Raw genomic sequence first — 12602 nt, forward strand, 5'->3', positions numbered from 1 at the left:
GGTCTTTATGGTTTTAAAGTTTACCGATGCCAATTTTGAAGATGAAGTAATTAATTCCGATATGCCGGTATTAGTAGATTTTTGGGCGGAGTGGTGTGGTCCGTGCCGGATGATTGCCCCCATCATCGAAAGACTGGCGATTGATTATCTCGGTCAGGTTAAAGTTGGCAAGCTAAATGTTGATGAAAACCGGGAAACGGCTATTGCTCTTGGAATCATGAGCATTCCTACGGTAATGATTTTTAAAGATGGAAAGGTGCTTGATACCATTATCGGTTATCAGCCGGAAAACGTCTTTCGCGAGAAAATAGAAAAAGCGTTAAAAAAGTAGGTTAAAAACGTAATTGAGAAAAGGGAGAATCTTAAGGTGTTTGCCAAAAAACAAGCGGTAATAATTTACGAGCGGTGCAAAAACTGTGAAGTTTGTGAACCCCAGGAGAAGTGTCCGGCCTACGCCATCATTAAGGAAGACGATGAATATTACATCGGACCCTCCTGTCAGGGGTGCGGTTACTGCCGTAAGTTTTGCCCTTATAATGCTATTGAGCTTACCAGTTAGGTGATTAAATTGTTAGAAAAGATTATAGCTCGTTACGAAAAGGAATCCGGTGAAGGTCTTTCCTGCGGCAACAATATAGCGGTGGGAAGCTTAAAACCGGGCATGATAGTACTGGATTTGGGATGCGGCAATGGGGGAGAAACAATTAGAGCTGCACAAATTGTTGCTCCGGGGTTTGCCGTTGGACTTGATATTACCGAAAAACTTTTAGAAAAAGGGCAAAAAAAAGCCCGGGAACAGGGAGTTAAAAACGTTGTTTTTATCAAAGGTGAAATAGAAAACTTACCCTTTGTCGGGGAAAGCTTTGATGTGGTAATTTCCAATTGTGCTTTAAATCATGCCCGGGATAAGTTAAAAGTATACCGGGAGATTTACAGGGTTTTAAAGGAAGACGGCTATTTTATTGTATCCGACCCGGTTAGCCTGGTGGAACTTCCACCGGAAATAAAAAATAACGAGGAACTCTGGGCCCAGTGTTTTGCTGGAGCGGAAGAAGAGTCGAAGTATTTACGCTACATTATCGAAGCCGGGTTTACTTTGGAGATTTTAAAAAGAAGGGAATACGAAAAAAACGGCTATCCTTTTGCCAGTCTTACCATTAAAGGTACCAAGAAAAGGAGGTGAAATCATGAAAGCTATTACCAGAAAACAAACCGCAAAGTGTGACTACAACCTTGGGTGCGCTCAGTGCTGCTCCAAGACCTCCAAGGTGGTTGCGGGTTGCCACGACTAAGTTTTATCCGGAAAAGAGGAGATAACCATGTATTTTAGTAAGTATAACTTAATTTTACCCTTTGCAGATAATTACTTACTTTTAAATCCTCTTTCCGGAGCGGTGGATTTGCTGGAAGAAAGCGATTACCAACTTTTAGAGGAGCTAAGAAAAAGCTCCTCTAAAAATTTTGACCGGCAATTTATCGCTTACCTCCGGGAAAGAGGTTATATATATGAAGATGAAGGGGAAGAAGAGGAGAAATTAACCGAAACCTTTAAAGAATTCTTGGAGATAAACAATACCTCCCCTACCCAGATTTTTTTTGTACCAACTTACAACTGTAATTTAGCGTGCAGTTACTGTTTTCAGCAGGGGATTAAAGATAAAAAAGATTTACCAACAAAAGAGGTTTTGGATGCCTTTTTTAATTACGTAAATCAAAATTTTAAAAACGAGCCGGAAAAGCCGTTTTTAACTTTATTTGGCGGTGAACCGTTAATTGCTTCGGAATACCAAAAAGAAGTTATAGCTTACTTTCTCTATCAGGCGAAGATTAACGGGTATGAAGTTTCAATAGTTACCAACGGTTATGCCCTTAAGGAGTACATGCCAATTTTAACAAAGGGCGTAATTAAAGAAGTGCAAATTACCGTTGACGGACCACCGGAAATTCACGACCAGCGGCGGGTTACCAAAGGCGGCGGTAAAACCTTTGACAGGATTTTTGAAGGGCTGCTTCTTTTAAAAGAAGCGGGCATTCCTATCAACCTGCGGGCAGTGGTGGATAAAAGCAATCTTATAACCCTGGTTGAACTGGCTAAACTTCTTGACGAGAACGGATTTTTGGATTTACCCAAAAGCAAGTTTAAAACCCAGATAGGGAGAAATTACGAGCTGTTTGAATGCCAGGACCAGAGTCAAAATCTGTATGACCGCTTAGCTCTCTGGGCAGAATATGCCAAGCTCTCTAAACAATATCCGATTTTACAAAAATTCCACCTTCCAGAATTTAAAGGAGTAAAGTACCTGGTGGATAACGGGGAGATGCCTTTTCCCACTTATGATAACTGCCCGGCATTTAAAAAAGAATGGGCTTTTGATTATCAGGGAAAAATTTATGGCTGCACCGCCAATGTAGGCCGGGAGGAGTTCATGGTAGGAACTTTTTATCCGGAAGTTCGCCTTGATGAAGAAAAAATCAAACCCTGGCAAAAGCGGTCAATTTTGACTATCCCAAAATGCCGGGAATGCGAAGTGGCCCTTTTGTGTGGTGGCGGTTGCGGTACCGTTGCTTACAACCGGGAAAAAACCGTTTTAGCACCGGACTGCCGGCCAATTCGCGAGCTCTGGGAAATCGGAGTAAATTACTACAGCAAAGAAATTAAAGCCTTAGGAGAGAACTAAATATGGCGTATACCGAAGGCTGTCTGATTTGCGGTGCCGAGATTACTTACCAGGAGGAACCGGCGGAGAAAACCTGCACCATTTGCGGGAAAAAAGAATTAAGTCAGGCCCAGTGCAGTCAAGGACATTTTGTTTGCAGTGACTGCCACCGGGGGGAACATTTAAAGACTATCATAAATTTTTGTCAAAACACTGATTGGCAAAATCCGGTGGATATCTTTGATTATCTTACCCAGGTGCCGGGTTTTCCCCTGCACGGTCCAGAACACCATGCTTTAACTGCAGCAAGTTTAATTGCCGCTTATCAGAATATTACCGGGCAGAAAAATCCCAGAGCCATTCGGGATGCGGTGGTACGGGCTAAACAGTTAGTGGGCGGTAGTTGCGGGCTCTGGGGGGCCTGCAGTTCAGCTCTGGGTGCAGGAATTGCCTTTTCGATAATTTTTGGTAATACTCCGTTGTCCCGGGAAAGATGGGGGGATGCTAACCGGGCTACCGGTAAAATCCTGGAAAAAATCGGCGCTATCGGTGGTCCAAGATGCTGCAAAAGGACTTCTTATTTAAGCTTAATAAACGGAGCTAAAATCTTAGAACAGCTTACTGGAATAAAATTTCAGCTAACCACACCTAAATGTATGTTTAGCCGTCGTAATAAAGAGTGCTTAAAAGAAAAATGCCCCTTTTATCCCGGATGATTGATAAATTTTCGGGGAAAATAAGAAAAAATCGTATTAAGGGGGTAATTAAATGACCGAATTAATTTTAACACCGGAAGAAAGAGAAGTTTTATTAAAAGCTATTGACCATTGTTTAAATACGTGTAAATCCGGGGGAGCAGCAAGTGGATGCCCGGACTGCGAGACCCTGGAAAAAATAAAGCAAAAGCTCTAAAAATTTAAACTCAAGGGGGAGAGGAAAATGAGCGACAAAGTTATATATTTAAGCCAAGAACAGTTTGACGAAGTGGTATTAAAAAGCGATGTTCCGGTAATTGTGGATTTTTATTCCGAAGATTGTCCACCCTGCGAGGCACTGGCTCCGGCTTACGAGAAGCTTGCCCAGCAGTACGGGGATAAATTTAAGTTTGTCAAAATCTACCGGCAGCAAAACCGACCTTTAGCCGAAAAGCTGGGAGTTAAGGGTAGCCCCACAGTTCTGTTTTATGTCAACGGGCAAGAAGTGGGCCAGAGGTTAACCGGCTATATTTCCAAGCGTCAGCTAAGGGAAGCCATGGAAAAAGCTTTTGGCCAGAAACTTTTGCCGGAAGTTCCGGAAACGGTTAAGTATGATGTTATTGTTCTTGGTGGCGGTCCGGCAGGTTTAAGTGCGGCTCTGTATACCGCCCGGGCCAAGTTAAGAACCATTGTGGTGGATGAAAGTGTTCCCGGTGGCCAGGCGGCTACCACCTACCATATTGCTAACTACCCCGGTACCCCCGGAACGATTAGAGGTAAGGAACTAACTCAAAATATGCTTAATCAGGCCTTAGCTTTTGGTGCAGAAGTTGATGATTTAAAAGAAGTATTAAAAGTTGAATTAACCGGAGAGGTTAAGAGGGTTATCACCGAAGATAAGATTTATGAAGCTCCGGCCATCATTTTAGCCACCGGAGCAGAACCAAGAAAACTTCCGGCGGAAGGGGAAGACCTTTTCCGGGGCCGCGGCGTCCACTACTGTGCTACCTGTGATGGGGCAATGTACCAGGGCATGAAAGTAGTGGTGGTTGGCGGTGGCAACTCAGCCGTAGAAGAAGCGGTATTTTTGACCCGTTTTGCCACCGAAGTTACGATTATTCACCAGTTTGACCACTTCCAGGCTTCCAAAGTTGCCCAGGAAGAAGCTTTTGCCAATCCCAAAATAAAGGTTATCTGGGATTCGGAAGTACGTAAGGTTGTTGGGGATAAACATGTAACCGGCGTTGTGATTGAAAATCTGAAAACCAAAGAACTTTCTACCGTGCCTACCGATGGGGTGTTTGTTTACATTGGAACTCAGCCTAAAACCAATTTGTTTGCCGGACAGGTAGAGATGAACGAATGGGGTTATATTATTACCGATGAAGAAATGCGGACCAATATACCGGGAGTTTTTGCGGCGGGAGATTTAAGGCAGAAGTCAGTACGGCAGGCGGTAACCGCTGCGGCCGATGGGGTAATTGCGGCAGTAAATGTGGAGAGATATCTTGCCAGTAAAAAGTAAATTTAGTATTATTGAAAAGGGGCACCTCCGCGGGTGCCCTTAAATAATAGTTTATTGGTATAATAAGATTAATACCCCCCGTTAAACATAGATGTGTTATAAGTTATAAAAAAGTGAAATGAAAGGGAGATGAGGAGATGAATATAACTTTTACCGAAGAAGCTAAAAAATATTTGGAAGGAAAAAATGATACCATTAGAATTGAATTTATGGCTTACGGAGGTGGGTGATGCCCGGTACAGCAATTGCCCACCGTGTTTGTGGGAAAACCGCAGGATGAACGATTTTTTAATCTTTATGAAGTAGAAGGAATTAAGGTCTATGTGCCGAAAAATACAATAGCGGTTAAAGATCCGGTTAAAATCTACCTTGAAGGCAAGTGGATGTTTCAGCGCTTAGAGGTTGATGGTCTTGATCTTGCTTAATATTTCTTAGGGGGGTATTCTCTTGCCTTTAAAAAAGATTTTCCTCTTCACAGCGGTAATTTTAGTGGTGGTTAGTAGTTTTCCAGCCCTGGGAGAAGTGGACCAAGACGTTTTAAACGATGTAATTCATACTTTTTGGGCTCCGGATTTTTGTGGTATGAACCTGGCCGATTGTCCGGCTTCTTCCGCTGAAGAAATGCGGAATCAAATTAAAGAAATGTTGGAACAGGGAAAAACCAAACAGGAAATAATAAATTACTACACAAACCTTTACGGTACCAAAATTTTAGCGGAACCTCCCAAAACGGGTGTATATGCGGCAATTTGGGTTATGCCGGCAATTGCGGTAGTTGCCGGCGGTGTATTAGTTTACACCGTGGTCAAGAAACGCCGGAAGGAAGTAAAGGTGGAGGAGAAGAAAGAGCTAACGGTAGATGACGACCTTAGTTTGGAAGTGGAAAAGGAGTTGAAGAAATATTTATAAGTGGCTAACACTTGGCATTTCTCCAGTGGCTTTAAAGATTGGCTCGCTGGAAATTCGCTGGTACGGAGTTTTGATGGCGATAAGTGTATTGATTGGTACTTATCTTGCTTTAAAAGAAGCAAAACGGAAAAATATCCATGAGGACCATATTTACAACTTGGTTTTACTCGGAGCTCCAATAGGGTGGATTGGAGCCCGGATCTGGTACGTTCTCTGGAACTGGGATTATTACAGCAAGTATCCGGCCGAGATTCCGGCTATCTGGCATGGCGGGCTTGCCTTTCACGGTGGTATTTTAGCGGCAATCCTAGTGGGGATTGTTTACGCCCGGATGAAAAAGCAGTCTTTTTGGCAACTGGCGGATCTTTTTGCTCCCAGCATAATTTTAGGGCAGGCAATTGGCCGCTGGGGAAATTATTTTAACCAGGAAGCTTATGGCTACCCTACCGATCTTCCCTGGGCTATGTATATTGACGGTGCCTGGCGCCATCCCACCTTTTTATACGAATCCCTCTGGGATCTGGGGGTGTTTGTTTACCTCTGGCAAACCCGTAAAAAACAAAGGTATAGTGGCGAAATCTTTTTAAAATATCTTCTCTGGTATTCGGTAGGAAGGTTTATTGTAGAAGGTTTTCGGGTGGATAGCTTTTGGGTTGGCCCCTTTCGTTTAGAACAGCTTTTAAGTGTGGGGTTAATCGTATTTAGCCTTATTATGATGAGGGTGTTGGGGAGAAATGAGGGAGAGAATTAGCAGTATTCTTTCGGTTATTACTGCGGTTTTAGGGTGCATTACCTGAGTGGGACCGGTAATATTAGCCTCCTTGGGTCTGGGAGGAGCGTCTTTTTCGTTTTTTGCGCCACTGGCCCCTTACCGGAGTTTCTTTTTAGTACTTACCTTTGTTTTTTTAGGTTACGCCTTTTATGAAACTTATTTTAAAGGCAAAAGTTCGAAGTTAAACAAAATCGTCCTCTGGTCGGCAACCGTTTTGGTTGTGATAGTTTTAACTTATACTTATCGCTATACCTTACTAAGCTTATTTTCTTTTTAAGGGGAGGGGTTTTGTTGCCGCGGAGCAAATATGTATTTTGGGTAATAATAGTTTTGCTATTATTTGCTTTGACGGGGTGCTTAAAAGCCGGTTATAAGGATTTAGAGCCCGATGAAGCCAAGAAGCTTATTGATGAAAATCCAATGCTTTTAATTATGGATGTCAGAGAACCTTATGAGTATGCCGAAGCGCGTATTCCCGGTTCCCATAACATTCCTATGGGAGAGGTGGAACAGCAGTTACCCAACATTGATAAAGAACAGGAAATTTTAGTGGTATGTGAAACCGGAAGTCGGTCGGCAAGTATTGCCCAGATGCTGGTGAGTAAAGGTTACAAGCATGTTTACAATTTAAAAGGGGGCATTGCTAACTGGCCCTATGAATTGGAAAAATAAAGAAAAACACACACGTCCAAAGGGCGGGTGTGTTTTTTGTTTTAAAGCTTAGCTTTCGTTTACCGCTTTTAAAATTCTTTCTTCATCCAAACCAATAATAACTTCTTTATCGTTAATAATCAATGTAGGTACCGTGGTATAGCCGGTTGTTTTAAACATCCGCTCAAAGGCATCAAGGTCTTTCGTAATATCGTAATCGGTAAAATTTAGCCCTTTTTCCTGAAGAAAATTTCGCACCAGGCGACAGTACGGACAGGTAGGGGTACTGAACAACTCAATTTTAGCCATGATTTTTACCTCCTTACTCATAGTATAGCTTTTTCCGGGGGAAAATGATACCGAAAAAATTTTACCACAGGGTATTGACAGGCGGGAGATGGTTTTTTAAAATAAAAAATGTAAATAATAACTATTACTAATAATAAAAAATTAATGGAGGGATGGTTATGGATTTACAGCTTATTAATGAAAACCAAATCGGGGTTGCGAAAGACACAGAGGCTTTAGCGGCGGTTGAAGGTGAGTTTAAAGGTGAAACCTATGAAGTTGGAGTGTATCTGGCAATGGCCCGGCAGGCGGAAAGGGAAGGACTGCCGGAAGTAGCCCGGGTTTTAGAAAAAATTGCCTTGGAAGAAGCCTGGCATGCTGCCCGTTTTGCTGAACTTGCCGGCAAAATTTCGTCCAGCACCAAGGAAAATATCGAAAAAATGCTGAAAGGTGAAATGGAAGCCAATAAAGGTAAAAAAGAAGCTGCTAAAAAAGCCAAAGAATTAGGTTTGGATGAAGTGCATGATGCTTTGGACGAATCTTCCCGGGATGAAGCAAGACATGCCCGTGCTTTAAAAGGTTTACTGGATAGGTACTTTAAATAAGAAAAAGGTCCGGGTAACCCCGGGCTTTTTTCTTTCTTGACAGTTTCAGGAAGTTTTAATATAAACTTAGTTATAGATAGAAAATTTTTTTCCGTGGATGGGGGACTGCGGTGTTTGGAAATTATTTTGGGAAAATTATTTTAAGCTTTTTTTCCTTTTTTCTCTTAACGGTTATTTTGCACGGGGGATTTAGAGGGTATCTAAAAAGCCTTTTTGTTTCCCTGAAACGATTATTAACAACCAGGGAGTATTTATTATATTTTCTGGGGATTCTTCTTCTTTTGCTTTTGGATGTGCTGGAATTAAAAGGGGAGAGTGGTTTTCCTTCTTCTTACCTTTATTCGTACTTTATTGCCAAAATTGAAGCTCCTCTGATTATAAAGTTACAGAGCTTTCAGCCTGCTTGGTTAGTATTTTTGTTGAGCTATGTCTACGTTTTTCTTTTTCCGGTTCTGTTTGCTGCTATCCTTTATTATGGTCTGATTAACGATCAAAAGACATTAATTGCCGGACTTTTTTATATTTATCTTATAAACTATTTAGTGGCCATGCCTTTTTATGTTAACCTGCCGGTATATGAAGCCTGGTCGATTCACCCGGGGATTAAACTTTTACTGGTGAAATACTACCCTCAATTTAATGTGGAGTACCGCTCCTTTTCCGGAATTAATAACAATTTTCCCAGCCTCCACACTGCCCTTTCGGTTAGCTTTTTCTATTTAGCATTTAAACTTCGAGATAAAAGGCTTACGGGTGTGCTGGGGGTTTCTTCGAGCTTGATAGTAATTTCCACCATTTACCTGGGGATTCACTGGATAATTGACATTATTGCAGGCATCTTTTTGGGAGTTGGGGTGGTCTATTTTTACACCTACCAAATAGAAGAGCGGGAATTTATGGTAAATTTTTACAAAAAATTAGCTTTTGCTTTTTTAGCAATAGTCTTTTTTCTTGGCGGATTGGTTAACGGCGCTCCCCATGCGGAAAAATATTATGCCTACTTTAAACAGCAGGTGAGTTACATGGAGATTCAGGAAAAAGCAGCAACCAAGCTGAAAAGTTTGTACGATGTTTTTAAAAATGAGTTCAAGGAATTTAGCGACCGGCTGTAATTAAGCCGGAATTTTCTTTTTTAGGCAGGAATTTTAAAAAGAATAGCGAAAGCATATAGTATTTTAAGAAAAATCAAAATATTAAAATATTATTAAAACTGGGGTGAGGAGATGGAACTATTAGAACAGTTCTGGAAAAAAGAAAAAAGAGCTCTGGCCCGGATAATTTCTTTAGTAGAAAATAACGGGCCGGAAAAAGAAGAAGTTTTGGCCAAAATTTATCCCCATACCGGGACAGCGCAAATAGTTGGGATTACCGGGGCTCCGGGGGCGGGGAAAAGCTCATTAACCGATAGTTTAATCGAACTTCTGCGGCGGGAAGGGAAAACGGTAGCGGTGGTAGCGGTTGATCCTTCAAGCCCGTTTACCGGCGGAGCTCTCTTGGGGGATAGAATTCGCATGCAAAACCATGCGCTGGATGAAGGGGTATTTATTCGCAGTATGGGAAGTAGAGGAAGCCTTGGAGGAATTTCTGCAGCCACCAAAGATGTTGTGAAAGTTTTAGACGCCTTTGGTTATGATTATATAATTGTGGAAACGGTTGGCGTGGGTCAGGGCGAACTGGATGTTATGCATGTGGCGGACACCGTTCTGGTGGTGTTAACTCCTGCTGCCGGTGATAGTATTCAAACCATAAAGGCGGGTATTATGGAAATTGCCGATATTTTTGTGGTTAATAAAGCGGACTTACCCGGTGCCGGGAAAATGGTAACGGATGTAAATGCTATGTTAGACTTAAAAGGTGAGCAGCTTGTCTGGCGTCCCCCGGTAGTTAAAACGTCTACCACTACCGGCGAAGGTCTGGAAGAGCTTTTAGAACTTATTAAAAAACATTTTGCCTTTTTAGCGGAAAGCTCTGAGTTGGAAAAGCGAAGACAGGAACGACGGGAGCGGGAAATTATCGAAATAGCCATGAATGCCCTTTACCGGAAACTTAAGTTTTTACTAACGGAAGAGGATATTAAACATTTAATTGAGAGGGTAAACCGCAAAGAAATTCCGCCGCAGGCGGCTTCTGAGGAGCTCTTAAAAAGGTTGGGGGTAAGGAGGTAATGCTCCATCTTTACTATGGGCCGGGAAAAGGAAAAAGTACCGCTGCCCTGGGAATGCTTTTAAGGGCTTACGGCCATGGACTTAAGGTGGCGTACTTTGGTTTTCTTAAGGGCGAAGGGTTTTACGGGGAATTTGAAACGCTTAAGAAATTGGACATTGAAAAATATTGCCTTGGGAAAAGCTGCCCTTATGCTTCGTTAATTAAAACCGGAATAAAATCCTGTCCGGTAAAAGATAACTGCAACCTTTGCCACGTAAACCTTAAAAATCCGGACGAGGAAGATAAAAAGCTTTTCCTGGAAGGATTTTTCTGGGCCAAAGCTCAAATTAACGCTTCACCCTACCGGCTGGTCGTGATGGATGAATTAGCTTTAGCGGCAAAGATTGATTTAATTGATGAAGAGAGTTTAACATCCTTTCTTAAGGAGATAAAAAGAAAAGAAAATCTTGAAATGATTCTTACCGGACGGGAAGCGCCGCTTTATCTAAAAGCTTATGCCGACTACGTTACTTATTTTGCCGAAGAGAAACATCCTTTTACTGAGCTTGGACTTACTTCCCGAAAGGGGGTTGAGTTTTAGCCAAAAAATCAACCGTTTAACCTCAAAATTTTGCAGTTCACGGTAAGTTTATTGGAAGCAGCAGCTTTTTGGATTATAACTTAAAGTAGCAAAACATTTTGAGGAGGGGTTTTAAATGCCAAACATGGTCGACTATGAAAAAACTTACCGTGAATTTCGGCACCAGGTGCCCGAGTATTTTAATTTTGCCCGGGATACTTTTGATGTCTGGGCCCAAGATCCGAATAAACTTGCTATGCTCTGGGTCGATGACTTCGGCAATGAACGGCGTTTTACTTTTAAACAATTTTCAGAATTATCAAAACAAACTGCCAATTTCTTTAATTTTCTGGGGGTTAAGCAGGGGGACCGAATTTTAGTTATTTTGCCGCGGTTACCGGAATGGTGGGTAATTTACCTGGCGGCAATTCGGGCTGGGATAATTTTTATTCCGGGGACTACCCAGCTGACTTCTAAGGATATTAAATACCGGGTGGAAACAGCGGAAACGGTTATGGTGATTACCGATGAGGATAATGCGGCCAAGGTGGAAGAAATTAAAGGAGAGTTACCGGTATTAAAACATCTCGTAATCGTCGGCAAGAGGGACGGATGGCTTTCCTTAAACGAGGAGATTGCTAAATTTAGTCCGGAGTACGAAGCTGCTAACACTAAAAGCGATGACCCGGCGATTATCTTTTTCACTTCGGGAACCACCGGCTATCCCAAGATGGCCGTGCATACCCACGCCAGTTACCCGATAGGCCACTATATTACCGGAAAGTACTGGCTGGATTTAACTCCCGATGACCTGCACTGGAATATGTCCGATACCGGGTGGGCAAAAGCGGCCTGGTCCAGCTTTTTTGGGCCGTGGATTTGCGGTGCGGCAATTTTTGTCCACCATTCGGTGGGTAAATTTGACGCTAAAAAAACGTTGGAGCTTTTAGCTAAATATCCCATCACCACCTTCTGTGGTCCGCCAACCGCTTACCGGGTTTTTGTTCTGGAAGATTTAAAAAAGTATAAGTTTCCGCATTTACGCCATTGCGTAGCTGCGGGCGAACCTTTAAACCCCGAGGTAATCAAAGTGTGGAAAGAAGCAACCGGGCTAACCATCCGGGATGGTTACGGCCAAACGGAAACCTGCGTCCTGGTGGCGAACTTCCCCTGTTTTGAAGTAAAACCCGGGTCGATGGGTAAACCGGCTCCCGGCTATTATGTCTCGATCATTGACGATGAAGGGAACGAACTGCCGCCCGGCAAGGAAGGTAATATTGCCATTAAAGTTAAACCGGAGCGGCCGGTGGGACTGTTTAAAGAATACTGGAAAAATCCCGATAAAACCGCCGAAGTGTTCCGGGGCGACTGGTATTTAACCGGCGACCGGGCTATTAAAGATGAGGATGGCTACTTCTGGTTTGTGGGCCGGGCTGATGATGTTATCCTGGCTGCCGGCTACCGGATAGGACCGTTTGAGGTGGAAAGCGCCCTGGTGGAGCATCCGGCGGTGGCCGAGGCGGCGGTCGTGGCGAGCCCCGATGAAATCCGGGGAGAAATTGTCAAGGCGTTTGTGGTACTGGCCCCGGGATATTCTCCGTCGGAGGAACTGGTTAAAGAATTGCAGGAGCACGTGAAGAAAGTTACCGCTCCTTATAAGTACCCGCGGGAAATCGAATTTATCGATGCTTTACCCAAAACCGTTTCCGGTAAAATCCGCCGGGTGGAGTTGAGGGAAAGAGAGTGGGCCAAAAAGCTCGGTAAAAAGAAATAAT

17 protein-coding genes are annotated in these 12602 nt (G+C 43.0%); 16 read left to right on the forward strand and 1 reads right to left on the reverse strand.

The features are described from left to right. The first annotated feature begins 7 nt into the window (after nt 1-7). From trxA to CHY_RS02530, 11 genes are all read left to right on the forward strand, one after another. Complete coding sequence (gene trxA / locus CHY_RS02485) at nt 8-331, forward strand: thioredoxin (RefSeq protein ID WP_011343487.1); 324 nt, start codon at nt 8-10, stop codon at nt 329-331. Between the two features lie 36 nt (nt 332-367). After that, on the forward strand, nt 368-559 hold the full coding sequence (locus CHY_RS02490) for a 4Fe-4S binding protein (protein ID WP_011343488.1): 192 nt from the start codon (nt 368-370) through the stop codon (nt 557-559). Further along, the gene (locus CHY_RS02495; RefSeq protein WP_226986718.1) at nt 560-1183 is read left to right on the forward strand and encodes a methyltransferase domain-containing protein; all 624 of its coding nucleotides are present in this window, start codon (nt 560-562) and stop codon (nt 1181-1183) included. 136 nt (nt 1184-1319) lie between these two features. Then, nucleotides 1320-2678 (forward strand): radical SAM/SPASM domain-containing protein, encoded by a 1359-nt coding sequence (locus CHY_RS02500; protein ID WP_011343490.1) that lies wholly within the window; start codon nt 1320-1322, stop codon nt 2676-2678. A gap of 2 nt (nt 2679-2680) precedes the next feature. Then, entirely contained in the window at nt 2681-3373 is a 693-nt protein-coding gene (locus CHY_RS02505; RefSeq protein WP_011343491.1) for a DUF5714 domain-containing protein, read from the forward strand. A gap of 52 nt (nt 3374-3425) precedes the next feature. Continuing rightward, nucleotides 3426-3569, forward strand: a complete 144-nt coding sequence (locus CHY_RS13110) for a hypothetical protein (RefSeq protein WP_011343493.1) — start codon at nt 3426-3428, stop codon at nt 3567-3569. Between the two features lie 27 nt (nt 3570-3596). Next, complete coding sequence (gene trxB, locus CHY_RS02510; RefSeq protein ID WP_011343494.1) at nt 3597-4877, forward strand: thioredoxin-disulfide reductase; 1281 nt, start codon at nt 3597-3599, stop codon at nt 4875-4877. 137 nt (nt 4878-5014) lie between these two features. Beyond that, nucleotides 5015-5302: a CC/Se motif family (seleno)protein gene (locus CHY_RS13520; RefSeq protein ID WP_275449992.1), complete on the forward strand. Its 288-nt coding sequence runs from the start codon at nt 5015-5017 to the stop codon at nt 5300-5302. 22 nt (nt 5303-5324) lie between these two features. Continuing rightward, nucleotides 5325-5786: a cytochrome c-type biogenesis protein gene (locus tag CHY_RS12590; protein WP_011343497.1), complete on the forward strand. Its 462-nt coding sequence runs from the start codon at nt 5325-5327 to the stop codon at nt 5784-5786. Nucleotides 5787-5811: 25 nt separating this feature from the next. Then, nucleotides 5812-6537, forward strand: a complete 726-nt coding sequence (gene lgt, locus CHY_RS02520) for a prolipoprotein diacylglyceryl transferase (RefSeq protein ID WP_011343498.1) — start codon at nt 5812-5814, stop codon at nt 6535-6537. A 312-nt stretch (nt 6538-6849) separates the two neighbouring features. Next, the gene (locus tag CHY_RS02530) at nt 6850-7230 is read left to right on the forward strand and encodes a rhodanese-like domain-containing protein (RefSeq protein WP_011343500.1); all 381 of its coding nucleotides are present in this window, start codon (nt 6850-6852) and stop codon (nt 7228-7230) included. A gap of 48 nt (nt 7231-7278) precedes the next feature. Here the strand turns inward: CHY_RS02530 and CHY_RS02535 are convergent, their stop codons facing one another. After that, nucleotides 7279-7518, reverse strand: a complete 240-nt coding sequence (locus CHY_RS02535; protein WP_011343501.1) for a glutaredoxin family protein — start codon at nt 7516-7518, stop codon at nt 7279-7281. A 158-nt stretch (nt 7519-7676) separates the two neighbouring features. Here CHY_RS02535 and CHY_RS02540 point away from each other — a divergent pair, with 158 nt between their 5' ends. From CHY_RS02540 to CHY_RS02560, 5 genes are all read left to right on the forward strand, one after another. After that, nucleotides 7677-8102, forward strand: a complete 426-nt coding sequence (locus tag CHY_RS02540; RefSeq protein WP_011343502.1) for a ferritin-like domain-containing protein — start codon at nt 7677-7679, stop codon at nt 8100-8102. Nucleotides 8103-8212: 110 nt separating this feature from the next. Beyond that, nucleotides 8213-9214, forward strand: a complete 1002-nt coding sequence (locus tag CHY_RS12595; RefSeq protein WP_011343503.1) for a phosphatase PAP2 family protein — start codon at nt 8213-8215, stop codon at nt 9212-9214. A 111-nt stretch (nt 9215-9325) separates the two neighbouring features. Beyond that, nucleotides 9326-10267 (forward strand): methylmalonyl Co-A mutase-associated GTPase MeaB, encoded by a 942-nt coding sequence (gene meaB, locus CHY_RS02550; protein WP_011343504.1) that lies wholly within the window; start codon nt 9326-9328, stop codon nt 10265-10267. Further along, nucleotides 10267-10848, forward strand: a complete 582-nt coding sequence (locus tag CHY_RS02555) for a cob(I)yrinic acid a,c-diamide adenosyltransferase (RefSeq protein WP_011343505.1) — start codon at nt 10267-10269, stop codon at nt 10846-10848. The genes meaB and CHY_RS02555 overlap by 1 nt, the downstream gene beginning before the upstream one ends. A 115-nt stretch (nt 10849-10963) precedes the next feature. After that, a complete protein-coding gene (locus CHY_RS02560; RefSeq protein ID WP_041537617.1) occupies nt 10964-12601 on the forward strand; it encodes an AMP-binding protein in 1638 nt (545 codons plus the stop codon). Nucleotide 12602 lies beyond the last annotated feature (1 nt).

It is taken from the genome of Carboxydothermus hydrogenoformans Z-2901 (assembly GCF_000012865.1).
GTDB lineage: Bacteria > Bacillota > Z-2901 > Carboxydothermales > Carboxydothermaceae > Carboxydothermus > Carboxydothermus hydrogenoformans.

Coding starts and splice junctions, on each gene's coding strand:
- trxA (WP_011343487.1), top strand. CDS start 8: ATGGTTTTAAAGTTTACCGATGCCAATTTTGAAGATGAAGTAATTAAT.
- CHY_RS02500 (WP_011343490.1), top strand. CDS start 1,320: ATGTATTTTAGTAAGTATAACTTAATTTTACCCTTTGCAGATAATTAC.
- CHY_RS02505 (WP_011343491.1), top strand. CDS start 2,681: ATGGCGTATACCGAAGGCTGTCTGATTTGCGGTGCCGAGATTACTTAC.
- CHY_RS13110 (WP_011343493.1), top strand. CDS start 3,426: ATGACCGAATTAATTTTAACACCGGAAGAAAGAGAAGTTTTATTAAAA.
- trxB (WP_011343494.1), top strand. CDS start 3,597: ATGAGCGACAAAGTTATATATTTAAGCCAAGAACAGTTTGACGAAGTG.
- CHY_RS02535 (WP_011343501.1), bottom strand. CDS start 7,518: ATGGCTAAAATTGAGTTGTTCAGTACCCCTACCTGTCCGTACTGTCGC.
- CHY_RS02540 (WP_011343502.1), top strand. CDS start 7,677: ATGGATTTACAGCTTATTAATGAAAACCAAATCGGGGTTGCGAAAGAC.
- meaB (WP_011343504.1), top strand. CDS start 9,326: ATGGAACTATTAGAACAGTTCTGGAAAAAAGAAAAAAGAGCTCTGGCC.
- CHY_RS02555 (WP_011343505.1), top strand. CDS start 10,267: ATGCTCCATCTTTACTATGGGCCGGGAAAAGGAAAAAGTACCGCTGCC.
- CHY_RS02560 (WP_041537617.1), top strand. CDS start 10,964: ATGCCAAACATGGTCGACTATGAAAAAACTTACCGTGAATTTCGGCAC.